Origin of the sequence: Microbispora sp. H13382, assembly GCF_014161445.1 — a bacterium.
In the GTDB taxonomy this organism is placed as follows: Bacteria; Actinomycetota; Actinomycetes; order Streptosporangiales; family Streptosporangiaceae; genus Microbispora.
The window spans coordinates 125,744-149,952 of the sequence record NZ_JABBXA010000011.1; the positions used below are offsets into that span (position 1 = coordinate 125,744).

General features: G+C 68.8%; 21 protein-coding genes, 4 tRNA genes and 3 pseudogenes. 16 read left to right on the forward strand and 12 right to left on the reverse strand.

The features are described 5' to 3' along the window. Positions 1–329: 329 nt before the first annotated feature. A tRNA-Lys gene (locus HHX41_RS22485) sits at positions 330–404 on the reverse strand. Between the two features lie 133 nt (positions 405–537). After that, positions 538–1,695 (reverse strand): acyl-CoA dehydrogenase family protein, encoded by a 1,158-nt coding sequence (locus HHX41_RS22490; RefSeq protein WP_169981722.1) that lies wholly within the window; start codon positions 1,693–1,695, stop codon positions 538–540. An 86-nt stretch (positions 1,696–1,781) separates the two neighbouring features. Between HHX41_RS22490 and HHX41_RS22495 the strand changes: the two genes are divergently transcribed. Continuing rightward, positions 1,782–2,213, forward strand: a complete 432-nt coding sequence (locus HHX41_RS22495) for a PspC domain-containing protein (RefSeq protein ID WP_169981723.1) — start codon at positions 1,782–1,784, stop codon at positions 2,211–2,213. Between the two features lies 1 nt (position 2,214). Here the strand turns inward: HHX41_RS22495 and HHX41_RS22500 are convergent, their stop codons facing one another. From HHX41_RS22500 to HHX41_RS22515, 4 genes are all read right to left on the reverse strand, one after another. Further along, positions 2,215–3,504, reverse strand: coding sequence for an MFS transporter (locus HHX41_RS22500; RefSeq protein WP_169981724.1), 1,290 nt, complete (start codon positions 3,502–3,504; stop codon positions 2,215–2,217). Between the two features lie 182 nt (positions 3,505–3,686). Continuing rightward, positions 3,687–4,028 carry a metallopeptidase family protein gene (locus HHX41_RS22505; protein WP_169981725.1) on the reverse strand — a complete coding sequence of 114 codons (342 nt, stop codon included), beginning with the start codon at positions 4,026–4,028 and terminating at the stop codon, positions 3,687–3,689. 12 nt (positions 4,029–4,040) lie between these two features. Next, complete coding sequence (locus HHX41_RS22510; RefSeq protein WP_310742124.1) at positions 4,041–4,871, reverse strand: ABC transporter permease; 831 nt, start codon at positions 4,869–4,871, stop codon at positions 4,041–4,043. Further along, positions 4,868–5,815: an ATP-binding cassette domain-containing protein gene (locus HHX41_RS22515; RefSeq protein ID WP_169981726.1), complete on the reverse strand. Its 948-nt coding sequence runs from the start codon at positions 5,813–5,815 to the stop codon at positions 4,868–4,870. Before HHX41_RS22515 ends, HHX41_RS22510 begins: the two co-directional genes overlap by 4 nt. A gap of 68 nt (positions 5,816–5,883) precedes the next feature. Here HHX41_RS22515 and HHX41_RS22520 point away from each other — a divergent pair, with 68 nt between their 5' ends. The 9 genes and pseudogenes from HHX41_RS22520 (at position 5,884) to HHX41_RS22560 (ending at position 12,021) form a co-directional block, all read left to right on the forward strand. Then, positions 5,884–6,525 carry a TetR/AcrR family transcriptional regulator C-terminal domain-containing protein gene (locus HHX41_RS22520; protein WP_182907606.1) on the forward strand — a complete coding sequence of 214 codons (642 nt, stop codon included), beginning with the start codon at positions 5,884–5,886 and terminating at the stop codon, positions 6,523–6,525. Between the two features lie 57 nt (positions 6,526–6,582). Beyond that, on the forward strand, positions 6,583–8,214 hold the full coding sequence (locus HHX41_RS22525) for a metallophosphoesterase (RefSeq protein ID WP_169981728.1): 1,632 nt from the start codon (positions 6,583–6,585) through the stop codon (positions 8,212–8,214). After that, positions 8,215–8,287, forward strand: a tRNA-Glu gene (locus HHX41_RS22530). Positions 8,288–8,397: 110 nt separating this feature from the next. Then, a tRNA-Asp gene (locus HHX41_RS22535) sits at positions 8,398–8,472 on the forward strand. A gap of 20 nt (positions 8,473–8,492) precedes the next feature. Continuing rightward, positions 8,493–8,569, forward strand: a tRNA-Phe gene (locus HHX41_RS22540). Between the two features lie 441 nt (positions 8,570–9,010). Continuing rightward, positions 9,011–9,721 (forward strand): hypothetical protein, encoded by a 711-nt coding sequence (locus HHX41_RS22545; RefSeq protein ID WP_182907607.1) that lies wholly within the window; start codon positions 9,011–9,013, stop codon positions 9,719–9,721. Then, positions 9,721–11,037: a PD40 domain-containing protein gene (locus HHX41_RS22550; protein WP_182907608.1), complete on the forward strand. Its 1,317-nt coding sequence runs from the start codon at positions 9,721–9,723 to the stop codon at positions 11,035–11,037. Before HHX41_RS22545 ends, HHX41_RS22550 begins: the two co-directional genes overlap by 1 nt. Positions 11,038–11,053: 16 nt before the next feature. Further along, positions 11,054–11,127, forward strand: a pseudogene (locus tag HHX41_RS22555). A gap of 48 nt (positions 11,128–11,175) precedes the next feature. Beyond that, entirely contained in the window at positions 11,176–12,021 is an 846-nt protein-coding gene (locus tag HHX41_RS22560; RefSeq protein ID WP_182907609.1) for a barstar family protein, read from the forward strand. Positions 12,022–12,059: 38 nt separating this feature from the next. Here the strand turns inward: HHX41_RS22560 and HHX41_RS22565 are convergent, their stop codons facing one another. From HHX41_RS22565 to HHX41_RS22580, 4 genes are all read right to left on the reverse strand, one after another. After that, positions 12,060–12,461 (reverse strand): PIN domain nuclease, encoded by a 402-nt coding sequence (locus HHX41_RS22565; protein ID WP_182907610.1) that lies wholly within the window; start codon positions 12,459–12,461, stop codon positions 12,060–12,062. Then, positions 12,458–12,682 carry a type II toxin-antitoxin system VapB family antitoxin gene (locus tag HHX41_RS22570; protein ID WP_182907611.1) on the reverse strand — a complete coding sequence of 75 codons (225 nt, stop codon included), beginning with the start codon at positions 12,680–12,682 and terminating at the stop codon, positions 12,458–12,460. The genes HHX41_RS22565 and HHX41_RS22570 overlap by 4 nt, the downstream gene beginning before the upstream one ends. A gap of 573 nt (positions 12,683–13,255) precedes the next feature. Continuing rightward, positions 13,256–13,579 carry a hypothetical protein gene (locus HHX41_RS22575; RefSeq protein ID WP_182907612.1) on the reverse strand — a complete coding sequence of 108 codons (324 nt, stop codon included), beginning with the start codon at positions 13,577–13,579 and terminating at the stop codon, positions 13,256–13,258. A 165-nt stretch (positions 13,580–13,744) separates the two neighbouring features. Continuing rightward, the gene (locus HHX41_RS22580; RefSeq protein ID WP_182907613.1) at positions 13,745–14,617 is read right to left on the reverse strand and encodes a class I SAM-dependent methyltransferase; all 873 of its coding nucleotides are present in this window, start codon (positions 14,615–14,617) and stop codon (positions 13,745–13,747) included. Positions 14,618–14,816: 199 nt separating this feature from the next. On the opposite strand from HHX41_RS22580, the gene HHX41_RS22585 reads away from it, so the two are divergent. Both HHX41_RS22585 and HHX41_RS22590 read left to right on the forward strand, forming a co-directional pair. Beyond that, positions 14,817–15,182 (forward strand): hypothetical protein, encoded by a 366-nt coding sequence (locus tag HHX41_RS22585; protein ID WP_220504336.1) that lies wholly within the window; start codon positions 14,817–14,819, stop codon positions 15,180–15,182. 61 nt (positions 15,183–15,243) lie between these two features. Next, a complete protein-coding gene (locus tag HHX41_RS22590) occupies positions 15,244–16,101 on the forward strand; it encodes a hypothetical protein (RefSeq protein WP_182907614.1) in 858 nt (285 codons plus the stop codon). Positions 16,102–16,289: 188 nt separating this feature from the next. Here HHX41_RS22590 and HHX41_RS22595 read toward each other — a convergent pair whose 3' ends face one another. After that, entirely contained in the window at positions 16,290–17,330 is a 1,041-nt protein-coding gene (locus HHX41_RS22595; RefSeq protein WP_182907615.1) for a LacI family DNA-binding transcriptional regulator, read from the reverse strand. Positions 17,331–17,498: 168 nt separating this feature from the next. Between HHX41_RS22595 and HHX41_RS22600 the strand changes: the two are divergent. Then, a pseudogene (locus HHX41_RS22600) lies at positions 17,499–19,289 on the forward strand (glycoside hydrolase family 9 protein); the annotation flags it as partial. On the opposite strand, the gene HHX41_RS42370 reads toward HHX41_RS22600, so the two are convergent. Next, positions 19,229–19,588: a hypothetical protein gene (locus HHX41_RS42370; protein WP_396795037.1), complete on the reverse strand. Its 360-nt coding sequence runs from the start codon at positions 19,586–19,588 to the stop codon at positions 19,229–19,231. The pseudogene HHX41_RS22600 and the gene HHX41_RS42370 overlap by 61 nt on opposite strands. Between HHX41_RS42370 and HHX41_RS42375 the strand changes: the two are divergent. The 3 genes and pseudogenes from HHX41_RS42375 to HHX41_RS22610 all read left to right on the forward strand — a co-directional run. Further along, positions 19,515–19,802: pseudogene (locus tag HHX41_RS42375) on the forward strand (cellulose binding domain-containing protein); the annotation flags it as partial. The gene HHX41_RS42370 and the pseudogene HHX41_RS42375 sit on opposite strands and share 74 nt — an antisense overlap. Positions 19,803–20,093: 291 nt before the next feature. Continuing rightward, a complete protein-coding gene (locus HHX41_RS22605) occupies positions 20,094–20,429 on the forward strand; it encodes a hypothetical protein (protein WP_182907617.1) in 336 nt (111 codons plus the stop codon). 177 nt (positions 20,430–20,606) lie between these two features. Beyond that, positions 20,607–24,197, forward strand: a complete 3,591-nt coding sequence (locus tag HHX41_RS22610) for a WD40 repeat domain-containing serine/threonine protein kinase (protein ID WP_182907618.1) — start codon at positions 20,607–20,609, stop codon at positions 24,195–24,197. Positions 24,198–24,209: the final 12 nt, after the last annotated feature.

A 24,209-nucleotide genomic window follows, 5' to 3' on the forward strand; every position in this document is an offset into this window, starting at 1 on the left:
AGGTAGCCACGCGCTGGTATGGGTCGAGCAGTCGTTTCAGCCCTACGGATTATTCGTCCGCAGGTTCTGAAGGCTGTGAATCGAGCACAGGTTGTGCAGACGGTCCTTGACGGTTGGCATGCAGTAGCCGGGAGTGGGAGGACTGAGAGGTCTTCGGTCGTGGTCTTCTGCTGATGATCTGTGGGGTCTGGCCTGACGGAGGGCGCCTAAACGATCTACCGGGTGCCCGGCGCGTGCCCGCGAGCGAACAACGAGCAACCAAACGAGATCAACTATTCGCCGCGAGGCACACCTCGACCGAGAAATCCCAGGTCAGATGGGGTGTGAAGTGGTGGGGCGCCAGGGACTCGAACCCTGAACCGACGGATTAAAAGTCCGCAGCTCTGCCATTGAGCTAGCACCCCGTGGTCATGCTCCTCGGACCCGCCGCGTCGCGGTGTGATCCGCGGAACACTCCCCACAATGCAGGGTACAGAGAGTACCGCGTCTTCGGCGACGCCATTGTCCCTGATCGCCCCGCCGAAGCGAGCAGAGGCGTCAGCGGAAGGCGTCGAGACCCGTGAGCGCCTTGCCCAGCGTCAGCAGGTGCACTTCCTGGGTGCCCTCGTACGTGAGCACGGACTCCAGGTTGGTCATGTGCCTGATGACGGGGTACTCCAGCGTGACGCCGTTGGCCCCGAGCACCGTACGCGCCTGGCGGGCGATGTCCAGCGCGGCCCGGACGTTGGCGAGCTTGCCGAAGCTGACCTGGGTGGGCTTCAGCTTCCCGGCGTCCTTGAGCCGGCCGAGGTGGAGGGCGGTGAGCCCGGCCTGGCCGAGTGCGACCGCCATCCAGGCCAGCTTCTCCTGCGTGAGCTGGAACCCGCCGATCGGCTTGCCGAACTGCACGCGGGTCGTCGCGTAGTCGACCGCCGCCTCCAGGCAGGCCCGGCCCGCGCCGACCACGCCCCACAGGATGCCGAATCGCGCCTCCGTGAGACACGACAGCGGGCCCTTCAGCCCTAGGACGCCCGGCAGGACCGCGGAGGCGGGCAGCCGTACGTCGTCGAAGTACAGGGAGGCGGTGACCGAGGCCCTCAGGGACAGTTTCCGGTGGATCTCAGGGGCGGAGAAGCCCGGGGTCGAGGTGGGGACGACGAACCCCCGGATGCCCTCGTCGGTCTGCGCCCACACGACCGCCACGTCGGCGATCGAGCCGTTGGTGATCCACATCTTGGCGCCGTTCAGGATCCAGTCGCCGGACGGGTCCTGCTTGGCGGTGGTGCGCATACCGGCGGGGTCGGACCCGTGGTCGGGCTCGGTCAGGCCGAAGCAGCCGATGGCCTCCCCCGAGGCCAGCCGGGGCAGCCACTCCTCCTTCTGCTCGTCCGAGCCGTACTTCCAGATCGGGAACATCGCCAGCGACCCCTGGACGGACACGAACGACCGCAACCCCGAGTCGCCCGCCTCGAGCTCCCGGCAGGCCACGCCGTACGAGACGGCGTCGAGCCCGGCGCAGCCGTACCCCTCCAGATGCATGCCGAGCAGGCCGAGCGAGCCCAGGGCCGGGGCGAGCTCACGGGCGGGGAACGTGCCCTGCTCGAACCACTCGCCGACGTGGGGCAGGACCTTGTCGGAGACGAGTTCCCTGACGGAGTCCCTGATCAGCCGGTGCTCGGGGTCGAGCTGGTCGTCGAGTTCGAGGAGGTCGTCCATGTCCGTCAGGGTATCCGGGCCCCCTCGGGGTAGGGCCAGGGGGAATCCCGATGTGCGCCCACCCCCCTGCACGGCACTGTGGAGGTATGAACGAGATGAACACCAACGGTTCGGTCAAGCAGCTCCACCGCACTCGGAACGGCAGGATCGTCGCCGGCGTGTGCTCGGGCGTCTCCGAGTACACCGGAATCGACGCCAACATCCTGCGCCTCGGGCTCGCCGTCGCGAGCTTCTTCGGTGGCCTCGGCGTCGGCATCTACGCCGTCGCCTGGCTCCTCCTCCCCGAGGAGGGCAAGAACACCTCCATCGTCCAGGACCTCATCAACAAGAACAAGGACGGCCACGTCTGGCAGGACGCCAAGGCCAAGTGGGACAACGTCCAGCAGGGCTGGAACCAGGGCGGCCGCCCCACCGGCACCCCCTACCCCCCGCAGGCCCCGCAGGCCCCCGGCTACGAGCAGCACCCGTACGGCCGGTCCTCCACCGGCGACTCCCAGAACCAGGGTCCGCAGGCCTGACTCAGGTAGCGGCGGCCCGGACCTTGGCGATGATCTCCCTACGCGACTCGGTCCAGAGCATGGTGAGCACGGCCGCGGCGCACAGCCCGGCCACGCCCGCCAGCGTCACCACCGGCTCTGGGCCGAGCCTCTGGGCGGCGGCGCCCCCGACGAGGATGCCGGCGCCCTGCGCGGCCAGCAGCCCCGACTGCACCAGCCCGAACGCCGCGGCCCGCCCCGACGCCGGGACGCATTGGACGAAGGCCGCGTTCGCCGCGAGCTGGTAGGCCCCGCCGACTCCGGACAGCACCCACAGGGCGAGCACGCCCTCCAGCGGCGGCCGGATCACGCACAGCACGAGCGGCGCGCAGGTCAGCATGGCCAGCCAGCCCATGCCCCGCAGCCGCCCCGACGGCGTGACGAACCGCCCGAAGAAGAACGCGCCGATGACCGTGCCCGTCGGCATCGCCGCCATCAGCAGGCCCGTGATCACCGGGACGGGCAGCCTCCCGTCGGCGAGCGCCGCGGCGTACGGCGCCGCGATGCCCTCGGGGATCACGTAGAACCCGCACAGCCAGGCGAACAGCACGAGCGTGCGCAGCCGCCGTTCGCCGAACACCAGACGTGCGCCGGACCGCGTCATCCGCCACATGGACGGCCTGCCGTCCTCGCGCACCGGCGCCGGGCGGTGCCGCACTCCCGCGACAATGACCAGGGCGGAGCCGAGGAACGTCGCGCAGTCCAGCGCCAGCGCCCGGTACGGCCCGAGCACGGCGATCGCCGCGCCCCCGGCGGCGAACCCCAGCATCTGCACCGCCTGGTTGGTCACGTTCTGCAGGGCCGACCCCACGACGTACCGGTCGCCGTCGAGCACCTCGGGCAGCAGCGCCGCGCGGGCGGCCGAGAACGGCGCCCCGAGCAGGACCACGCAGAAGACCAGCGCGCACAGCACCGGGAACGGCGTCGCGGGCAGGGCCATCGCGGCGAGCATCAGGGCGCGCAGCACGTCGCACCAGAGCATGACCCGCCTGCGCGGGTACCGGTCGGCGAGCCCGGCCAGCAGGGGGCCGCCGAGGATGGGCGGCAGGTAGGTCAGCGCGTAGACGGCGGCCGTGGCCAGCGGTGACGCGGTCCGGCTGTAGACGAGCACAGCGAGCGCCACCTGGGCGAGCTGGTCGCCGAGCAGCGACATGCCCTGCCCGAGCCACAGGGCCCGGAACTCGGGGATCGCGGCGACCTCCCGGTAGGTGGTCCGCACCTCGGGAGGTCGACGATGGCGGCCGGACAGCCTGCCGGGCTTGGGGGCCGCCATCTCACTCCGCAGTGGTCGCTCCGCCGGCCGTGTCCGCCGATGTCCGTCGCGGCGACTGGATATGACAGCCCGTGGTCAACATGTCACTTACAGTGCCCGTCGAATGCGACTTTTGCAAGCCGCTGACGATCCGCTTTCGCGGGACGCGAACGCGAGCCGGCGCCTGACGGGCGGGAAGGGGCTTACCAGCCGAGTTCGTGCAGCCGCTCGTCGTCGATGCCGAAGTGGTGGGCGATCTCGTGGACGACGGTGATGCGGACCTCCTCGACCACGTGGTCCTCGGTCTCGCAGATCTCCAGCGTCGGGTTCCGGTAGATCTCGATCCGATCCGGGAGCACCCCCGAGTACCAGTCACCCCGCTCGGTCAGCGGAATGCCGGTGTAGAGCCCGAGCAGGCCGGGCTCGGGCGGGTCGTCCACCACGACGACCACGACGTTGTCCATGACCCTGGCCAGATCCGGCGGGATCGTGTCCAGCGCCTCGGCGACGAGCTCCTCGAACCTCTTCAGCGGGACGTCGATCACGTGCTCATCGTGTCATCGCGAGGTGGCGGTGCGGTAGCGCCGTACGGCGAGTGGCCCGAACACCGCGATGATCAGCAGCGACCAGCACAGCGAGGCCGTCACCGGATGCCGGAGAGGCCAGGAGGCGGCGGCCGAGCCGGGGTTGCCGAACAGCTCGCGGGCGGCCGAGACGACCGCGCTCATCGGGTTCCAGTCCGCGATGGCCCGCAGCCATCCGGGCAGCCCCTCCAGCGGCACGAACGCGTTGGCCAGGAACGTCATCGGGAACAGCCAGCCGAACGTCGCGGCGTCCGCCTGCGCACCGCTCTTCACGAACAGCCCGATGTACGTGCCCAGCCAGATCATCGCGTACCCGAACAGGGCGAGCAGCGCGAAACCGGCGAGCGTCTCCAGAGGCGTGCCGTGCGGACGCCAGCCCGCGATCAGCAGGCCGCAGACGGCCATCATCGCGAGTGACAGCCAGTCCTTGGACAGGTCCGCGAGGCTCCGCCCGGCCAGCAGGGCGCCGCGCGCGATGGGCTGGGCGCGGAACCGGTCGATGATGCCGCGCGCCATGTCCTCGGCGACCGACGTGGCGGCGGCGACCGCGGACAGCGCCATGACCTGCATGAAGACTCCGGGCATCAGATAGTTCCGGTAGTCGCCCCCGCCGGGCAGCGAGATCGCGCTGCCGAAGACGTACCCGAACAGGACGGTCATGATGACCGGCGCGACCAGCTCGGCGGCGAGCTGGCCGGGCTGGGCGCGCAGTTGCGAGTAGCTGCGTCCCGCGATGACGAATGTGTCGCTCAGGGCCCAGCGCAGTCGTTCCGCCTTCGTCCTGGGAGGTGTCACGGTGATCACGCCGCCTCCTTCTCTCTTGCGGGCGCGTCCGTGAGCGCCAGGAACACCTCGTCCAGCGTGGGCCGGCGCAGCCCCAGGTCCTCCACGCCGACTCCGGCGGCGTCGAGGGCCGCGGCGACCCTGACCAGGGATGCGGCGCCGTCCGAGACGGGCGCGACGAGCCGGCGCCCGGCGTGGTCGATCTCGGGCTCGCCGGGCAGCACGCGGCGGACCGCCTCGACGCCCGGCGCCACGTCACCGGCCTCGCGGAAGACGACGCTCACCCGGTCGCCGCCCACCTTCGCCTTGAGCGCGGACGGCGACCCTGACGCGACCACCCGTCCGGCGTCCATGACGGCGATCCGGTCGGCCAGGTGGTCGGCCTCGTCGAGGTACTGCGTGGTGAGCAGCAGCGTGGTCCCCTCGGCGACGAGCTCGCGCAGCACGTCCCATAGCGCGAGGCGGCTGCGAGGGTCGAGGCCGGTGGTCGGCTCGTCCATGAACAGCACCGGCGGCGCGACGATCAGGCTGGCGGCCAGGTCGAGCCTGCGGCGCATGCCGCCCGAGTACGTCCGCACCGGGCGCCCGGCCGCCTCTGTCAGGCCGAACCGCTCCAGCAGCTCCTCGGCCCTGCGCCGGGCCGTACGGCGGGGCAGGTGGTAGAGCCGGCCGAACAGCTCCAGGTTGCGGCGTCCGGTCAGCAGCTCGTCCACGGCCGCGTGCTGACCGGCGAGGCCGATGCGGTAGCGGAGCCGTTCGGCGTCCCGGACCACGTCGCACCCGGCCACCCGGGCCGAGCCGCCGTCGGGGCGCACCAGTGTGGTGAGGACGCGCACCATCGTCGTCTTGCCCGCGCCGTTGGGTCCGAGCAGGCCGCACACCGAGCCGCCCGGCACGTCGAGATCGACGCCCCGCAGCGCCTCGGTCGTGCCGAACCGCTTGCGCACTCCCTCCGCATGGATCACGACATCTCCTTAACGCAGTTAAATTTAACAGTGTTAAGGATGTATTGAACGCCGTTAAGCTGTCAACCGTGGCACTCGAACGCGACACGATCGTCAGGACCGCGATCCGGCTCCTCGACGAGGTGGGGCTGGAGAAGCTGACCCTGCGCAGGCTCGCGACCGAGCTGGGTGTGCAGGCCCCCGCTCTCTACTGGCACTTCAGGAACAAGCAGGAGCTCCTGGACGAGATGGCCGAGGCGATCTCCGTACAGGAGGCTCCGGCGCTGCGGCCGCTCGCCGAGGGGGAGTCGTGGGAGGAGTGGCTAGCGGAGTGGTTGCGGGGCCAGCGCCGCGTGTTCAAGTCGCACCGCGACACCGCGCGGCTCACCGCCGGCACACACCCCGGCACGGCCACGTTGCGGACCGTCGAGACCATCCTGGAGTCGCTGCTGCGGGTCGGATTCACCCGTACGGACGCGATGTGGGGCCTGGGCACGCTCGCGAGCTTCCTCGGCGGGTTCGTGCTGGAGGAGCAGGCCGACCAGGAGCGGGGATCGATCGACCCCGCTCTGTTCGACGAGGCGCTGGAGAGCCTCGCGCCGTACCCGAACGTGCGCGCCGTCATGGCCGAGACCGGCGGCCCGCAGACGGACGCGTCCTTCGAGCACGGATTGGCGCTGATTCTGTCCGGTATGCGGGCCCGCCTCGAGGTCCAGCCGGACGGCCGGTAACCGCAACACCGTGATCCGGTAACCAAAAAGGCCGCGTCTTCGGGTAGTCAGGAAGGGATGAAGAATTCGCGGTTGCGGGCGCTCGCCCGGAGGACGGTCGGCAGCCGGTTCGCCCGTGTGCTCGTTCGTGTGCTCGCGGTCGTGCTGGCGGCGGTGGTCGGCGGCTGGCTCGGTATGGCGTTCGGCGCCAAGGTGGACACTCCGGTCGGCCCCGCCGACATCGGGATGTCCCTGACCCCGTCCTGGAGCGGGGAGACCGTCATCGACGTACGGCCCCTCGGCGCGCTCAGCTTCGACAGCCACAGCGGCCCGCTGCGGCTCGACCTGACGATCGAGGCGGTGCACCCGGAGGTCGCGGAGGAGATCCTCAAGAACCCCCGGTGGGCCGACCGGCTCCCGACGACGATCGAGGCCGACGTCATCTCAGGGCTGCGGAGCCTTGCCGTGCGGGCGGTGCTGTTCGCCGTCGCCGCCGGGTTCCTCACCGGCCTGGTCGCCTTCCGCCGGCTGTCGCGGGCGGTCTGGACCGCGGCCGGTTCACTGGCGATGGTCGTCGTCCTCGGCGGCGTCGCCGCGCTGACGTTCAACCCTCGCTCGATCGCCGAGCCCCGGTACACCGGGCTGCTCACGGGCGTGCCGTCCCTGGTCGGCAGCGCCCAGTCGATCGTGACCAAGTTCACCGAGTACCGCGGCCAGCTCGCCAAGCTGGTGACCAACGTGTCCCAGTTGTACGAGGCGGGGTCGAACCTGCCGATCTTCGACCCCGACCCGGACACCATCCGTGTGCTGCACGTCTCCGACCTGCACATCAACCCGCTGGGCTGGAACGTGATCAAGTCGCTGAAGGAGCAGTTCAAGGTCGACCTGATCATCGACACCGGTGACATCGCCGACCACGGGACCAAGGCCGAGAACGAGTACGTCAAGGAGATCGACTCGCTCGGCGTTCCGTACGTCTACGTGCGCGGCAACCACGACTCCATGGCGACCCAGCGGGCGGTGGCGAAGCAGAAGAACGCGATCGTGCTGGACGGCGCCGCCGCCACGGTCGAGGGGCTCAGCGTCTACGGCATCGGCGACCCGAGGTTCACCCCCGACAAGTCCGTCCAGGCGGCGGGTGACGAGAGCAAGAGCCTCCTCGACCTCGGCCGGGCCAACGCGGGCAAGCTGGCGCCGCGTGACTGGCCCCGGTCCGCCTCCACCTCGGCCCCGGACAAGATCGCCGCCGACATCGTGGCCGTCCACGACCCGACCGTGGGCAGGGGCCTGTCCGGGTACGTGCCGCTCGTGCTCAGCGGGCACGTCCACGCGCGGTCCACCGAACTGATGCCCTCGGGCACCCGGTTGATGATCCAGGGGTCGACCGGAGGCGCCGGCCTGCGCGGCCTGGAACACGACGAGCCGACCCCGCTGACCGCCTCGGTGCTCTACTTCGGCAAGAGCAGCCACCGCCTGGAGGCCTGGGACGACATCACCGTCGGAGGCCTCGGCGAGCAGTGGATCCAGTGCGAGCGTCATATCGAGCCGGACCCTGGCCGTACAATTTTTCCCGAGTCGCCGCAGGCGCCGTCGCCGACGGCAACCGGCAGCGGCTCGCCGTCGCCGGTCGCTTTGGCATCAGGGGCAAACGTCCCCTATGCTTCAGAGGTCTCCGACGGAAGGCGTCACGGAACAGGGCGAAAGCCTTGAGCCCCCATCGTCTAGCGGCCTAGGACACCGCCCTTTCAAGGCGGCGGCACGGGTTCGAATCCCGTTGGGGGCACGTGGAGCGCGTCGAGCGCACCGGATGACGGAAGGTCGAAGACCTCCCGGAAGCTGGTAAGCTAGGCGAGCCGAACAACACGGGGAAGCGAAAGCTCCCCCGGACATAAAGGTCCTGTAGAGCAGTTTGGAGTGCTCGCCACCCTGTCAAGGTGGAGGTCGCGGGTTCAAGTCCCGTCAGGACCGCGTACGGCGGCAGTAGCCGAGGTCAGGTAGCTCAGTTGGTACGAGCGTCCGCCTGAAAAGCGGAAGGTCGGCAGTTCGACCCTGCCCCTGACCACCACCCTTGAACAGCCCAAACGCCCCGAGCCGATCACGGCCGGGGCTTTTTTGATCTCCAATGACAGCAACAAGCATCGTCCTCTTCCAGCAAGGGATCGTCGTTCAACAGCCTTGATGGCGGGTGAGCGCCAGATCCGGGCGTCGACGCCTGTCCGCAGACGTCCGAGGTTAGACGTTATTCGTTTGTGATCGCATCTGTATATCACTGTTTGCTGTGGCACATCCGTGGGCGAGGCTCTCGCGTTGGAGACGCATCCGCAGATGGACAGGCATCGCCGCGGTCTTCGTGGGTCTGGCCGCCTGTCAGGGGGCGTTCGGGCGCAATATCCAGGCGGTCACGTACGGCGAGCCCACATCGTGCCCCAGCGACCTATTCGAGCCCGGGCCCGCGGCCGGGACGGTGATTGATTGCGTGGGGTGGACACTGCACGTGCCATTCGGTATGGATATCGAGCTCAGTACGGCCGCCAGCAATGCTCGCTCTGAGTCGATGTACGACACCGGCCGTATCCCCATCGAGATCACCCCGGACGGACACCGCGTCGCCTACTTGGACGTGAGGGAGCTCCGCTACGTCGCCAAGGATCTCCGCTCCGGCTTCACCCGCCCGATCACACCACGCCTCACCACTGAGGAGATCGTCGCAATCACCTCGGTGGCCAGTTCCGCCGACAGCCGCCACTTCGCCGTGTCCACCAGTGAGAACCGTCGGACATTCGTCACGGACTTCGAGACGGGCCGGACGAGGACACTCAACCAGGTGTGCTGGGCCTACGGGCTGACCGGCGACAGCCTGATGGGCAGCGCGGGCTGCGATGGTCGCGACGTCTCGATCGACGCCATCCGCTTCGACGGCACGGCGACCCGCTTCCGGTCGGAGGAGGAGCGTCCCCGTGATATGTCCGCAGATCTGCGGTGGTACATCGACTTGGGGGAGCCGACTTCGGTGTACGAGACCGCAACCGGGCGGCGGGTGCGGGTCCTGCCCTCTGAGCTCAGCGAATTCCAGTGGGCGGGCGCCGACACCCTGGTCGCACGAGACGCGGATATCCAGGATGGGGACGACTACATAGCCATCGACGCCAGAACGGGCGAGCTCATCTCGATTGGCATCCCATACTCCGACTCAATCGTCTTCGGGAAGGTCCGTTGATGTCGGACTGGTACGAGCAGGTCCGCCGTACGGCGTCGCTGTTGGGCGGACGCACGCCGTATGCCCGGCGCATGGCGGAGAAGGCACTGCGCGACAGGGCAGGCACGAAGGACGCCTTCTTCTCGCTCTATCGGTCCTATCTCAGCCGCTTCCGCGTCTGGCCCGATCCGGGCTGGGGGAAGGAACTCTCCAATTTGCAGCGTGCCGTCCTGGTTGCGTTGCACCATGACGGCTGGACCGAGCAGGAGACCGCCTATTTATGTGGGCGAAGTAGAAGAGCCGTGCGGCGGGCGGGCGAGAAAGGGCTTCGTGCTCTGGGCACCGATGGCACGGCTCTCGCCGGCACGCTACGGGCAATGACGGAGGATCTTCCCGCGGTCGCCGAGCGGGAGCTCGGGCGGAATCCCGCCGGGTGTGGTGCCTTGATTGCCTGCCTCGTCGCCTTTGTCCTCATGGTGGCCTATTGCTCGGCCCTGGATGCTTCGCTCGGACAGCACGCGGGCCGCGCTCCCTTCGTCGCCCTTGCCTTTTCGGAGCTCAATCCATTGCGCGGTCCTATGCAGGCCACGATCCGGTACGCCTACCGCGTCGAGGCGCCGGTAACCTGGCTCACCGATGGAAGACACTGGGTCGTCATCACCGAGTCGAACCAACGGCTGCTTGTCGAGGACGCCACCCCAAGCGACCTCGAGATCAGCCCGGACGGCCGGAGACTGGCCTATCACAGCCGGAGCAAGCGCGAGGTCGTCGTGTATGACCTTCCGTCGGGAAAGATCAGCAGGATCTCGAAGGCAGATGTGTCGGATTACGGCCTGTTTTTTTCTCCAGACGGTCGCCGCCTCGCGTTCACTTCCGAGGACAAACTGTATGTCTGGGACGGCAAGCGGCGGCGTGTCTCGGGGTTTGGGCCGGAGTCGACACTGTACGGCTGGATGGCGGGCGGGCAGGCCCTGCTGGTTGGCGACTGGGAGGGTGCCCGGGCGGTCGATCTCAGTGGCACCGTCCTGTTCAGCACAGGGGACTTGGACCACGTGGGCCCGTTGCCCGACGGGAGGACGTGGATCGACGTCGACGATGACGAGAATCGCTTCACGCGGTACGGCCGGCGCACAGGTCGCCGGAGCATGCGACTGCCCACGACCGCGAGGGTCCACAAGGTCGAGTGTTGGACCAGTGCGGACACCTTCGTGATCAGTACCCACGGCTACGGGCCCAGCAACTACTACCGGATCGACATCGAGACCGGAGAAGCTGAGCCTCTGCCTGCTCTGGTCCCGGAAGACCTGGAAGAGGTGCGGTTCCCCGGGTGTGTGTGATGATCGACAACCGACAGTGGCGTGCGGTCAGCGTGCTTGCTGCACCTGAAAAGCGGAAGGTCGGCAGTTCGACCCTGCCCCTGACCACCACCATTGGACAGCCAAACGCCCCGAGCGCTCCGCTCTGGGGCGTTTTCGATGTCCAGGCATGGCGCGTCGCTCGACAGCTGGGACAGTGTGATGCCTATGGAGGCTGCTGCCCTGCCGAAGTTCCTGCTGCTTGACCAGGACGACCGCGTCCTGGGCCACTGCCTTGACGCCGAAGATGCCTTCGTGGAGGCGCCGCACGATGACCAGGACGTGACGATCGAGCTTCTGGGTTGCCTTCCGTCCCAGCGGATGCGCAACTACCTGAGTGGATCCAAGCGCTACCGCCAGCGGAACCCGCTGGATGTGGGGGGGCTGCGGATGCTCGACCTCGCTGGGGAGCCACTCGCAGATTTCTGGGTGGGCGAGCTCTTTGACTGGCGACCCTCGACGATCGATCCTCAGCGGGTAGACGTGGTCGCCGACTGGGGGTGGGACAGTCCACATGCCAGTTCACGTCATGTATGGGAGCACTGGCGTACCGCCAGGCCGGACAGACCCGATCTTTGGGCCGGCTACACAGGAGCGGACAGAGAGGAATGGCTGACCATCGTCCGTCTTCAGAACCGGTGGCGGACAAGACAGCCTGATCGTCTGCCAGGCCGTACGTATGATCTCAGTGGATCACATGTCACTGATAAGGCCGGCTTCTACCTCGCGGTCGGAGAGGCGATCAACGGGCCGGGCGGCTACTTCGGCTGCAACCTCGATGCGCTGAACGACTGCCTGCGCGGGAGGTTCGGGGCGCGGACGCCGTTCACATTGATCTGGCACGATTTTCAGATCGCTCGGGAGTCGCTGGTGACTCCTTTTGATGGTCCGGACGAGCCCTCCACCTATTACGACGTCATCCTTTCCATTCTTCAGGACCACGATGTGGCCGTGGTGTTGAGGTGATCTGGCGAGCGGGCCCGGGTGTCTTACTTCCGGTTTAGTCAGCTGATCCAGCGCACCGGTTGCCCGGTTAGGCGGGCGATGGCGTCAAAATCGGCGTCTGCATGCAGCACGGTGAGCTTGTGATGGCGAGCCGTTACCGCCATGAGGAGATCGACGGGAGAGGCACACTGGTGCCACCCCCTGTCAGCGAGTTCGCGTTGCAGCCGACTTGTCTCGTCCCAAGCCGATTCGGGGATGAAGTAGTACGGAAAGGTCTCCCGAAGCAGGCTGTCGGCTTCGTAGAAGGCCGGCCGGCCGCCGACTGCACTGAGGTACTCCTGCCTGATCGGCTCGCAGATGCCGACAAGTCCGGCGGAAACCGTGTGATCCCATTCCGCACCCACCTGACCGCGATAGAAGCGGACCAAGGCACTGGTATCGATGAGGTAGAGCTCTGTCACGCCACAGCCTGTGGTGCGCCGTCACCCTTCTCGATGGCCGAGAAATCGATCTCTCCCTCAGCCACCATCTCGCGCATACGAGCTATGGCGGCTGCACGTCTGCGTCGATCGACGATCTCTCGTAGAGCGGCGTTGACCGTGTCTTTCTTGGAAGAAGTGCCGAGCAGCTTCGCGGCCTCGGCCAGGGCCTCGTCATCGAGGTCGATCAGGGTCTTGGTCATGGGCGCCGCCTTGCTCGTATATATAAATCCAGATTAGTATATCAGCAGGCGCTGGTCAGCGAGAGTTTCCAGCGGCAGAATCTCTGCGAAGACCTGGCCGGTTCCGCATCTCTCAGACCAGCTCACAGAGGAGCTCCGGAGACGAGCGATGACGGCAACGCTGACGGCAACGCTGGCCACCACGCACGCACGACGGGCACCGTCGATCACCCTCGATCCCCAGGTCTTCCATGGGGTGACAGGGCGACTGCTACACCTGAAAAGCGGAAGGTCGGCAGTTCGACCCTGGCCCTGACCGCCACCCCTGAACAGCCCAGACGCCCCGAGCCGATCACGGCCGGGGCGTTCTTGTTTGGCTTTGACGACAACGCCCCGTGAGCTGTCCCCGCTCGGCGGGTGGCAGCCTCGCCCGTCTCCTGCGGACGGGGCTCCTGACCCGCGACGGCGCACCGTATCCGTTTGGCACGTGCCCCATCAGGCCCGATTACGGCCAGCCGTACCCGGGCCATGCACCGAATTCGCAGGCGGCGCGATGCTGTCGCCGACCGCCTATCCGGTGCCGTCCGCGCCCGGTCAGGAGGCGGTCAAGGTGGCAAAGCCCGTCGCGATCCACCACCGCTCGACCTTCCTTCGACTGAGCTTCTCCGGCGGGGTGCTGGTGCAGTTGTTCGGCGCCTTGGGCGGCTTGCAGTACGTACTGCCACCCTTTTTGCCGAGGCAGATGCCGCTGCCGTCCTTATACATCTCGCCGAAGCCACCGCCTGCATTGCAGAGATCCACCATGCTCTTCGGATCGCTCGTCCACGTGATCGTCTTCTCCTCAGCCGACGCGACAGATGCCATTCCCAGCGTGGCGGCCGCAGTGAGCGCGGGAACGAGGACCAAGCGGGCGGCCATCCTGACGGCCGTACTCCCGCTGCCCCTGCCGGTGCTCGCGCCGGTCCGCCTCCCTGCCGTCCCGCCGCCTGATGTTCCGTTCATGATGTCCTCTTCTCCTGCTTCTTTCGTGTCGACTCCGGGCAGAAGCCCGGTTTTCGCTGGTCCAGGCGTACCGCAGCGCGCTTACAACCGGCCGACCGTGCACCGGCTGCCAGCCGGCTCGGTCTTGCGTGCGGTGAGCAGCAGGTACTCCCAGGCCATAGAGGTGGTGCCGGTGTCGTGCGTGTGGCGATGGGCGAGGGCGGCCAGGTCATGGTCCAGAGCGGTGACACGGTCGAGATCGTTCGCGATGGCGCGGTAGGCGGCGACGGTCGGGCCGTAGTTGGATTTGAAGTAGTCGCGGAATGCCTCGGGTGTCGTGAACCTGTCGATCCGCACGGTCCGCCGATCGGCCGTGACATCGGTGATCTGGTCGCCGAAGAGCGCGCGGACGTGTTCCGGGCGCCCCCACAGGGGCGGCGGCTGAGTGCCGGGCGGCGGCGGGGGCGCGTAGGGCTTCATCGTCGCGAACATCTGGCCGATGAACCCCTCCGGCGTCCAGTTGAGCAGGCCGATTGTGCCGCCTGGGCGACAGACGCGGAGCATCTCGTCAGCGGCGGCCTGGTGGTGCGGGGCGAACATGATCCCGACACAGGAGAGCACGATGTCGAACTCACCGTCGGCGAACGGCAGCGCCTCGGCGTCGGCCTGGCGCCACTCCAACTCCACGCCGTGCCCAGCCGATGATCGGCGTCCGGCCTCCAGCAGTTCCGGCGTCAGGTCGCAGGCGACGACCTCCGCGCCAGCCAGAGCCGCCGGGATCGCGGCGTTACCCGTTCCGGCCGCGATGTCCAGCACCCGGTCGCCGGGCCGTACGTCGCATGCCTGCACCAGGGTCGCGCCCAGGTCAGGGATGATCTCCGAGGCCACGATCGGGTAGTCACCCAGCGCCCACATCGCCCGGTGCCTGGTCTTCAAGGCACGGTCGGTCTCCGCCGCGCTGATCAAATTGCTCATGAAACGAGACTAGGTTCCGGCGAAATCGCCTCCTAGTACAACATCTGCACCGGACAGGCGCCGGGGGAGGGGCTTACGCTGCAATCCATGGGGTCCTCCTATTACCAGTTCTGCCCCGTCGCAAAGGCGATGGAGATGCTCGACAAGCGCTAGACGCTGCTCGTCGTGCGGGAACTGCTGTCCGGGAGCAACGTGGGACATGCACCGGCGCGTCGACCACGCCGTCGTCCCGGTCGGCTGGACCGTGGTGCTGTTCAGCTTCCCGGACGTGCACCCGCGCGCCCGCGACTGGTGGCTGGTGATCACATCCGGCGAAGCCGACGTCTGTGACGTGGACCCCGGCTATACCGTGGCGGTCACGGTGACCGCTGGCCTGCGCCACATGGTCGCGGTCTGGCGCGGTGATCTCAGCTGGCGCGATGCCATGCTTTCCGGCGTGGTCGACGTGCATGGCCCCGAGGCCTTCCGTGGGCAACTGCCCCGTTGGTCAGGAGTTCCTGTAGCCCCCCGCGATCATGGAGCGAGGGCTGCGCCCTCGGCCGATCCCGGAGCAGAGCACCTCTGATTCTCCAGCAAGGTCAGTCGACGCCGCCCACGTCGGCGCGGCACTTTGCCAAGATCAGCACATGGTGCGATCAGCCGCGATGCTTCTGGCGGTGGTGCTGCTCCTCAGCGATAGCTCTGGTCTGTTGGGACCGACGTTTGAGGAGAAGGCCACACAAGCCGTTTCAACCTGGCGGACCAGCGGTGCCGCGAAGATCTGGCGTGAGGGTTTCGTCCCACTCGAGGACCTGAGCACGATGCCTCGGAAGGTGCGCGAAAAGATCGACAGTGATGAGGAGTACGGCTGGGTCGTGGCCGGACCGCTGCCCGCTCCGCCGGCCGGGGCGCAGATCCGCTGGGACGACGGGTCCACGATGCGGGTCCCGGTGATCGGGCCTCGAGAGGCGCTGATGGCGCTGTCCCCCTGGCCGGAGGAGTACACCTTCCCCGACGACAAGGAGTACAAGCTGACCGGCGCCAGATTCACGACGAGACGGCTGAAGACCGTACGCGGCATGGCGACCGTGCCTGCCTGGCGGCTGTACTTCTCGAACCTCCCTGGCCCGATTGACCACGTCGCGGTCGATCAGGACGCGATCGGGACTGTCGAAGGCGCTGTCGGCGACCATCTGCCGGGCGACGTCTCGGACTTCGAGGTGCTCGACGAACGCACACTGCTGGTGAGCTACGAATACGGCGTCTGCGTCGGTGAGGAACCGTTCGACGTCATCCTCCGAGCCAGCGAGAGGCCAGATGTGGTGGTTCTGGGACTCGTGATGCCTTATCGAGGCTACGGCCCCTGCGCAGGCGTCGGCGCGTCCGGCCAGGGCGTGATCAGGCTCAACGAGCCGCTGGGCGATCGTGTGGTGGTGGACGAAATGAGCAGGCTTCCCGTCCTCTGCCGTCGTGCGCAGAACACGTGCCATGCCGGGAACGGGTGACACATGCCGCGCCCCGAATGCGACGTGATGAGCGCGGGTGATCGGTGACGGCCTGACCGCTGACGTAGCCGGCGGCAGACCGCACTCGCCGTCCCTCATTGGCGGCGACCTCCTGCACCAATGGCACCGCCGCCGCGGCCGCTGTCAGTGCTGACGCCAGGCGCCCCTTGCTGCCGGCAGTCCGCCGGTCAGGTCGGTGAGGCGGTGCTACCGCGTACGACCAGGTGGGTGGCGAGCTCGATGCGGTGCTGTTCGGACGTGTCGCCCGCACTCACGGTCATGACGAGTTCCGCGGCGGCGGCGCCCATCTTGGCCAGCGGCTGACGGACGGTGGTCATCGGCGGGTCCGTCCACTGGGCGAGCGGAAGGTCGTCGAAGCCGACGACGCTGAGGTCGTCGGGCACGCGCAGCCCGGCCCGCAGGGCTGCCTGGTAGACCCCGAGTGCCTGCAGATCGTTGCCGGCGAAGACGGCGGTGGGCCGGTCGGGGAGGGCGAACAGCGCCTGCCCCTCGGTACGGCCGGTCTCCACGTAGAGCGGACCGGCCCGCAGGAACCGGGGGTCGACGGGCACGCCTGCGGTCTCCATGGCGGCGCGGTAGCCGTCGAGCCTGGCGCGGCAGCACATCAGGGTCGCCGGGCCGTTGACCATGGCGATCCTGCGGTGCCCGAGCTCCAGCAGGTGACGGGTGGCCGCCAGGCCGCCGTTCCAGTTCGTCGCGCCGACCGAGGGAACGCGATGGCTTGGCTCGCCGTACGGGTCGAGTGCGACGAGCGGGATGGACCTGCTGGCGAGCTGCGCGTGCTCGTGGTCGCTCAGCTCGGCGGAGACGGCGATCACACCGGCGGGGCGCCGGGCCAGGACCTCCTCGATCCACTCGCGGTGCGGGGAGTTGTGTCCGTGCATGTCGGTGACAGCCACGGTCAGGCCGTAGGACTGGGCGACCTCGTTGACGCCGCGGATGAGCTCCAGCGCCCACAGACTGTCGAGAGCCTGGAAGAGGACCTCGATGATGGCCGCGGACTCGGTCCTCTCCGGGCGGCGCTGCCAGCCGTGCTCACGGATCAGCTCCTCGATCCGGCGCCTGGTGGCGACCGACACTCCAGGGCGTCCGTTGATCACCTTGGACACGGTCGGAGGGGACACCCCGGCCAGTCTGGCGATCTGCGCGACCGTGATCTCTTGGCGGCGCCGCGGTCCTAGCTCAGTGGGAAGGCTTGTGCCGGTCACACACGGAAGTTTACGGAGTTCACGACAGCATTCGTGAAATATTCAGAATCATTCGTCAGCCCGATCCTACGACCTGCGGAAATGAAACACGTCCGGCTGACGAATGTCCTCCGGCCGATCTCGCCCCCATGATGCGATCACGAAACATAAAGGCCGGAGGTGTTAATCATGAAAAAGCCAGGCTGGACGCGTCGCCCCCGAGCGGCGCTGTCCCTTGCGCTCGCCGTGAGTGCGGCGTCGTTCGCCGTCGTGACCGCGACGAGCCCGGTGCAGGCCGTCACGCGGCCGCCGCTCGGGCAGAACATCAAGGTCAACCAGGTGGCCTACGCGCCGGGCATGGCCAAGCAGGCGACCGTCGTGAACTCCTCCACCTCGCCGCTGACGTGGAGCCTGCTTGACGGGTCCGACCAGGTGGTGGCGACCGGAACCACGACCGTCTTCGGGCAGGACGCGCCGTCGGGCGACACCGTCCACAAAATCGACTTCTCGTCGTATACGGGTACGGGCACGAACTTCGTGCTCACCGTGGGCAATGAATCCAGCCGGCCCTTCGACATCGGCGCCGACACCTGGAAGAAGCTGCCGTACGACGCGCTCGCGTTCTTCTACCACCAGCGCAGCGGAATCGCGATCCAGGCTCAGTACGTGGGCAGCCAGTACGCCCGGCCCGCCGGGCACGTGAACGTCTCGCCCAATCAGGGCGACAACGCCGTGCCCTGCCGCACGAGCTGCGGATACACACTGGACGTCCGCGGCGGCTGGTACGACGCCGGCGACCATGGCAAGTACGTGGTCAACGGCGGCATGTCGGCCTGGCAACTCGTCAACATCTACGAGCGGGCCAGGCATGTCTCCGGCGCCGACCCCGCGGCCTTCGGGGACGGCGCCATGGCCATCCCGGAGCGGGGCAACGGCGTGCCCGACATCCTCGACGAGGCCCGCTGGGAGATCGACTTCATGCTGAAGATGCAGGTCCCCGACGGGAGACCGCTGGCGGGTATGGCACACGCCAAGATCCACGACCAGGCGTGGACCGGCCTGCCGTTGCGGCCCGACCAGGACCCCCAGCCCCGGCTGTTGTCGGCGCCCACCACCGCCGCCACGCTGAACCTCGCCGCGTCGGCCGCGCAGTGCGCCCGCGTGTGGGCCTCCATCGACTCGGCCTTCGCCGGCCGCTGCCTCGCCGCCGCCGAGAAGGCGTACGCGGCGGCCAAGGCCAACCCGTCCGTCATCGCCCCCAGCAGCGACGACCAGGGCGGCGGCTCGTACGTCGACACCAAGGTGACCGACGAGTTCTACTGGGCGGCCGCCGAACTGTACGTCACCACGGGCAAGCAGACCTACCGCGACGACCTCACCGGCTCGTCTCTCTACTACGGCAAGAGCTTCACCAACGAGGGCGCGCAGTGGTCGGAGGTCGGCTCACTCGGCGACATCACGCTCGCGCTCGTTCCGAACGGCCTCACCTCCACGATCGGGACACAGCTGCGCAACCGTTTCGTGAGCAACGGCGACACGTTGCTCACCGCGATGCGCGGCCAGGGCTACCCCGTGCCGTTCGCGCCGCCTGGCGGAGGCTACATCTGGGGCTCGAACAACCTGATCCTCAACAACGCCGCGCTGCTCGCGCTCGCCTACGACTTCAGCGGGCAGGAACGCTTCCGCACCGGGGTGTTCGAGACGATGGCCTACGAGTTCGGCCGCAACCCGTTGGGCCAGTCGTACGTGACCGGGTACGGCGACCAGCCCTCGCACAACGTCCACCACCGCTTCTGGGCCCACCAACTCGACTCGTCGCTGCCGATCGCGCCGCCCGGCGCGCTGGCCGGCGGCCCCAACAGCGGGCTGCAGGACCCGGTCGCCCAGGAGAGGCTCAGCGGTTGCAGGCCACAGAAGTGCTATCTGGACGACATCAACGCCTGGTCGGTCAACGAAGTCGCGATCAATTGGAACGCGGTGCTGGCCTGGGTGAGCGCCTGGACCGCGGAGAAGGTCGGCACCTCCGCGAGCCCATCACCGTCGCCCTCGGCTTCGCCCAGTCCCAGTCCCAGTCCGTCTCCGTCCCCCTCTCCCTCTCCCTCGCCGAGCCCGTCTCCATCTCCGTCTCCGTCGCCGAGCCCTTCGGCGAGCCCGTCTCCGTCACCTTCACCTTCGGCGAGCGCCGGTAAGGCCTGCACCGCGACGTACGCCGTCACCAACCAGTGGCCCGGCGGCTTCGGGGCGACCGTCACCGTGAAGAACACCGGAACCGGAACCACCAGCGGATGGACGGTCGCCTGGACCTTCCCCAACGGCCAGACGATCAGTCAGCTCTGGAGCGCCTCATACACGGTGAACGGATCGAACGTGACGGCTGCGAACATGTCTTGGAACGGCACGCTCGGCGCCGGCGCGTCCACCTCGTTCGGCTTCAACGGCTCCTGGAACGGCGCCAACTCGCTTCCGTCCCAGGTGACCTGCACTCCTGCCTGACGAAGCACGGGCCCCGCGCGGAAACCGGTGCGGGGCCACACCCGTTCGAAGCAGGTGTGTCGGTAGTACGGGATCTCGCGGCCGAGGATGTCGCTGAGGATCCGGGCCGCCTCTCGGCGGTCACCCGCGCGACGTGCTGGGCCGCGAGGGCCCGGGCGCACGCCGCCTGCCGCAGAGGCGATGACCAACGCCTGCATACCAAGCCGATGCGAGGGCGCTGTCTTCGGCCGGCAGTCGAGTGTGTCACTTTAGGTAGTTGTAGCAACACGGAAAGTAGCAGCAAGATCTGGGGTGACCGCCACAACTGCCGAGGAGGCTTTCTTGACGCTGTCCAGCGTTTCCACTCTCGCCCGCCGCCTGGCCGGTACCGCCGCCATGGTCTTGGCAGCCGGCACCGTCTGCCTGCCTGCTACGGCGGCCACCCTGCCGGCGCAACCGCCGCAGGGCGTGGTCGCGCCGCAGAACGGCGCTGCCCAGCGGCCCGCCGGAGATGACGTGTACCGCACCTGGTACACGAGCCACTCCAAGTGCGTGGCAGCGGGTCAGGGAGGGATCGATCGAGGCCACTGGGAGCACTACACCTGCTCCGAGGGCGACTGGTTCTGGCACCTGTGGACCAACCGCTGAGCCGACGGGACGACGGGCACATGGAAGACGGCCGCGAGCCGGGCGTGGCGCGCTAGTTCCGCATACTCGGTGTAGGAGCCGTAGGCGCAGGTGCCGTATGAAGCGGCGCCTGCGCGCTCGGGTCTGGCCGGCCGTACGCAGCCGAACCAGGTCCGGTGAGCGGCCGTCTAAGGAACCATGACAGCAGACGCGCTGCGCCCGGGGGACCCGGCGATGCTGGGCCGTTACCGGCTGGCGGGCAGGCTCGGCTCGGGTGGCCAGGGCGTCGTCTACGAGGGCTACGACGAGGTGGCCAACCGCGTGGCGGTCAAGGTCCTGCACGCCTACCTGTCCGGCGACTCTCCGCTACGCCGTCGCTTCACCCGGGAGGTCACCGCGGCGCAGCAGGTGGCGTCGTTCTGCACGGCCCGCATCCTGGATCACGACCTCGACGGCGAGCGCCCCTACATCGTCACCGAGTTCGTCCCCGGTCCGAGCCTGCGCGCGGCGGTGCGGGAGGAGGCCCCGCTCTCGGGCGACCCGCTGCACCGGCTGGCGGTGGGCATCGCCACCGCGCTGGCCGCCATCCACCAGGCGGACGTGGTGCACCGTGATCTCAAGCCGGAGAACGTCCTGCTGGGGCCCGACGGGCCACGAGTGATCGACTTCGGTATCGCCCGGGCCGCCGGCCTGTCGATGACCTCGATGGGGGAGCTGGCCGGCACCCCGATGTACATGGCGCCAGAGCTGTTCTCCGGAGGACGCGCCGAGCCGGCGGCCGACGTGTTCGCCTGGGGCGCGGTGGTCTTGTTCGCCGCGACGGGACGCGACGCGTTCACCGCCCCGACGACGTTCGCGGTCATCAACCGGCTGCTCAATCACGACCCCGACATCGATGTCCTGCCGGAGAGGCTGCGGGAGCTGGTTCGCGCCGCGCTGTCGAAGGACCCGGCCGCGCGTCCGTCCGCGGAGCATCTGCTGCTGGCGCTGCTCGCTGGTGGTGGTGAAGATGGCGGTGGTGAAGATGGCGGCGTACGCGCGAGGCTGGCCGAGGGCGCCGAGGCCGCCGCCGACGTGCGGCCGCCCGGCGGGCCCGCCGACGAGCCGACGCTCGGCGCGGTGGCCGAGCAGTGCTACGCCGGGCTGCCGCCGTCCGAGCGCCAGGTGGCACGCGATCTGCTGCTGCGCCTGGTGGACGTCCGCGACAGCGACGAGGCGCCGCGCATCGCCGCCCTGGACGAGCTGATCGAGGTACGGCACGCCGAGCGGGTGCTCGCCGCGTTCGAGCAGGCCATGGTGGTCCGCCGCCAGGGAGACGCGGTCGCCATCGGGAACGCCGCTCTGCTGTACGCATGGCCCAGGCTCCACGAATGGGTGACGGGCGACCGCGAGGCGCTCGGCCGTCACCGGGAGCTGGGCGAGGCCGCCCGGCGGTGGGCGCGCAACGGCCGCCGCCCGGAGGACCTCCTCCGCGGCACGGCACTGCGCCAGGCGCTGGAGTGGACGGACACCACGCATCTGACCCTGAACACCACCGAGCAGACGTTCGTCGAGGTGAGCAGGACCGCGTCGGTGCGGCTGACCAGGCGGCGCCGCCTGGTCACCACCGGCCTGACGGTCCTGCTCGTCGCCTCGCTCACCGGCGGCGCCCTCGCCTGGCAGCAGTCGGTGCGGAGCGACGAGGCCGGCAGGCGCTTGGCCGATGAGCGGGCACAAGCCACGGCCCGGCGGGTGGCCCTGCAGGCGGACGCGCTGCGCGAGATCGACCCGGTGAAGGCGATGCTGCTCAGCGTGGCCGCCTACCGCATCGCGCCGGTCCCCGAGAGCGCCTCCGCGGTGCTGAGCTCGCTCGCCCAGCAGGAGCAGTCGGTCTTCACGGATCCCGCCCCGGCCAACGAGGGACGGGCGCTGAGCCCCGACGGCCGGACGCTGGTCAGCGCCGGCGCCGGCCGGGTGACCGCCTACGACGTGGTGACCGGACGGCCGGTCAGGACCTTCGGCGGGATCGGCGAGGCGCCCGTCACCGCCGCGATGGGCCCTGACGGTGACACGCTGGCGCTCGCGCGGGGCAAGATGATGGAGCTGTGGAGCCTGCGGACCGGCAAGCGCCTGGGCGGGGGCCGGTGGGGGCCGGAGGAGATGAAGGGCGACGACGGTCGCCCGGACAGCGTGGAGTTCAGCCCCGGCGGAGGTTACATCGTCGTCCGGGACAACATCGGCGGGCCGTACGTCGCGCTGTGGAACGTGGCGCGGCGGGCGCTGGAAAAGCCGCAGAAGCCGGACGAACACCTGGGCGGAGCGCTGCTCGGACCGGACGACCGCTTCGGTCTCGTCAACGGAGCGCTGCGGGCGTTCCCCGATGGGGGAACGCCGGCGGGCAGGCGACTTCCGCGCGACGTGCCGGGGGCGGTCCTCGCCTTCAGCCCCGACGGCGCGCTGGCCGCCGTACAGGGGAGCGGAACGCGGCTGTGGAACCTGTCCACCGGCACGTGGGACCGGCGGGTCCTCCCCGGGCTCTACACCGACGCCGTGTTCAGCCCCGACGGCCGCTTCCTGATCACCTTCGTGAACGCCGCGGGCGGGCGCCTCACGCTGTGGCGGCTGGATGACGCGGCCCCGACCCTCCGGCTCACCGTCGCCTCCAGGATCGTCGGATCCCCGCGGCTCGACTCCGGAAATCGCACCCTGAGAATCCTGGATGACGCCGGACGGGTGACCACCTACGACGTCGGCCGGCTGACCGGTCCCCGGCGCGTCCTGCCTCCCGACGCTCTGCACCCGCGGTTCACCGCCTCGGGAGACGCGTTGTTCGCCCTGACGGGCGGCACCGTGCGCAGATGGTCGGTGCCCGGCTTCACGGAGAACGGGCGGCTCGAAAAACGCTTTCCACTCCGTGGGCGGGACAGGGACGCGCTGATCACGCAGGTCAGCCCCGACGGGCGTACCGTGGTCACCCTCCCCCCATACGACCTCAAGGGCCCCACACTCTGGGACGCGGAGTCCGGGCGCAAGCTGGGCGAGGTGCCCGTGGCCTCGGAGTACGACAGGGCGGACATGCAGATCAGCCCTGACGGCCGCCTGCTCGCCATCAGTCACACCCTGCCCAGCGACTACTACGGCCGGGGCAGCGTCGTCATCGTCGACCTCGCGCAACGCAAGCAGGTGATGCGGTTCGGCCCCGTCGCGGGAGGCAGCCTGTCCTTCAGCTCCGACAGCAGGTTCCTCGTGACCGCCGATCAAGGGGGCACCGACGTCATCGACCTCGTCGCCCGTAGGGTGCTTCCCCCCGAGGAAGGCCCCGGGACGCTCGCGGAGAGGTGGATGACGCTCGCGCCGAAAGGCCCGCTGGGCGCATCTCCGTACGGGAGCAGAGCGGTGGCCCTGTGGGACACCCGCACCTGGCGTACGACGGGCCGGGTGTTCAGGGTGCCGGGAGACGTGGTGGGGGCCAGGTTCTCGCCCGACGGGCGAATCCTGGCCGTCGCCCACGACACCAGGGTGACGCTGTTCGACGTGGTCGCGGGCCGTCAGCTCGGCGCCGGCTGGACCGTGACCACCGGCACGTTCGATCCGAACGCGATGGCCGGCCCCATGCCCGCGCTCGCTTTCACGGCCGACGGCTCACTCCTGCGCGTGGTCGGGTACGACGGCGCGTTCCAGGAGCTGCCGGTCGACCCCGCGAAAGCCGTCCCTGCCGTGTGCGCGCGGGCCGGGCGCCGGCTCGCACCGGAGGAGTGGCGCGAGCACGTGGGAACAGACCTGGGCTACCAGGAGGTCTGTTCCGCCTAGATCAAGCGAGAG

Bases quoted from the DNA above. Each gene is read 5' to 3' on its own strand.
- HHX41_RS22575 (WP_182907612.1), bottom strand. From the start codon at position 13,579: ATGGCCGCCCGCTTGGTCCTCGTTCCCGCGCTCACTGCGGCCGCCACG.
- HHX41_RS22590 (WP_182907614.1), top strand. From the start codon at position 15,244: ATGGTGCGATCAGCCGCGATGCTTCTGGCGGTGGTGCTGCTCCTCAGC.
- HHX41_RS22525 (WP_169981728.1), top strand. From the start codon at position 6,583: ATGAAGAATTCGCGGTTGCGGGCGCTCGCCCGGAGGACGGTCGGCAGC.
- HHX41_RS22580 (WP_182907613.1), bottom strand. From the start codon at position 14,617: ATGAGCAATTTGATCAGCGCGGCGGAGACCGACCGTGCCTTGAAGACC.
- HHX41_RS22585 (WP_220504336.1), top strand. From the start codon at position 14,817: ATGCACCGGCGCGTCGACCACGCCGTCGTCCCGGTCGGCTGGACCGTG.
- HHX41_RS22545 (WP_182907607.1), top strand. From the start codon at position 9,011: ATGGATATCGAGCTCAGTACGGCCGCCAGCAATGCTCGCTCTGAGTCG.
- HHX41_RS22490 (WP_169981722.1), bottom strand. From the start codon at position 1,695: ATGGACGACCTCCTCGAACTCGACGACCAGCTCGACCCCGAGCACCGG.
- HHX41_RS22570 (WP_182907611.1), bottom strand. From the start codon at position 12,682: ATGACCAAGACCCTGATCGACCTCGATGACGAGGCCCTGGCCGAGGCC.
- HHX41_RS22560 (WP_182907609.1), top strand. From the start codon at position 11,176: ATGTCCAGGCATGGCGCGTCGCTCGACAGCTGGGACAGTGTGATGCCT.
- HHX41_RS22500 (WP_169981724.1), bottom strand. From the start codon at position 3,504: ATGGCGGCCCCCAAGCCCGGCAGGCTGTCCGGCCGCCATCGTCGACCT.
- HHX41_RS22610 (WP_182907618.1), top strand. From the start codon at position 20,607: ATGACAGCAGACGCGCTGCGCCCGGGGGACCCGGCGATGCTGGGCCGT.
- HHX41_RS22495 (WP_169981723.1), top strand. From the start codon at position 1,782: ATGAACGAGATGAACACCAACGGTTCGGTCAAGCAGCTCCACCGCACT.
- HHX41_RS22550 (WP_182907608.1), top strand. From the start codon at position 9,721: ATGTCGGACTGGTACGAGCAGGTCCGCCGTACGGCGTCGCTGTTGGGC.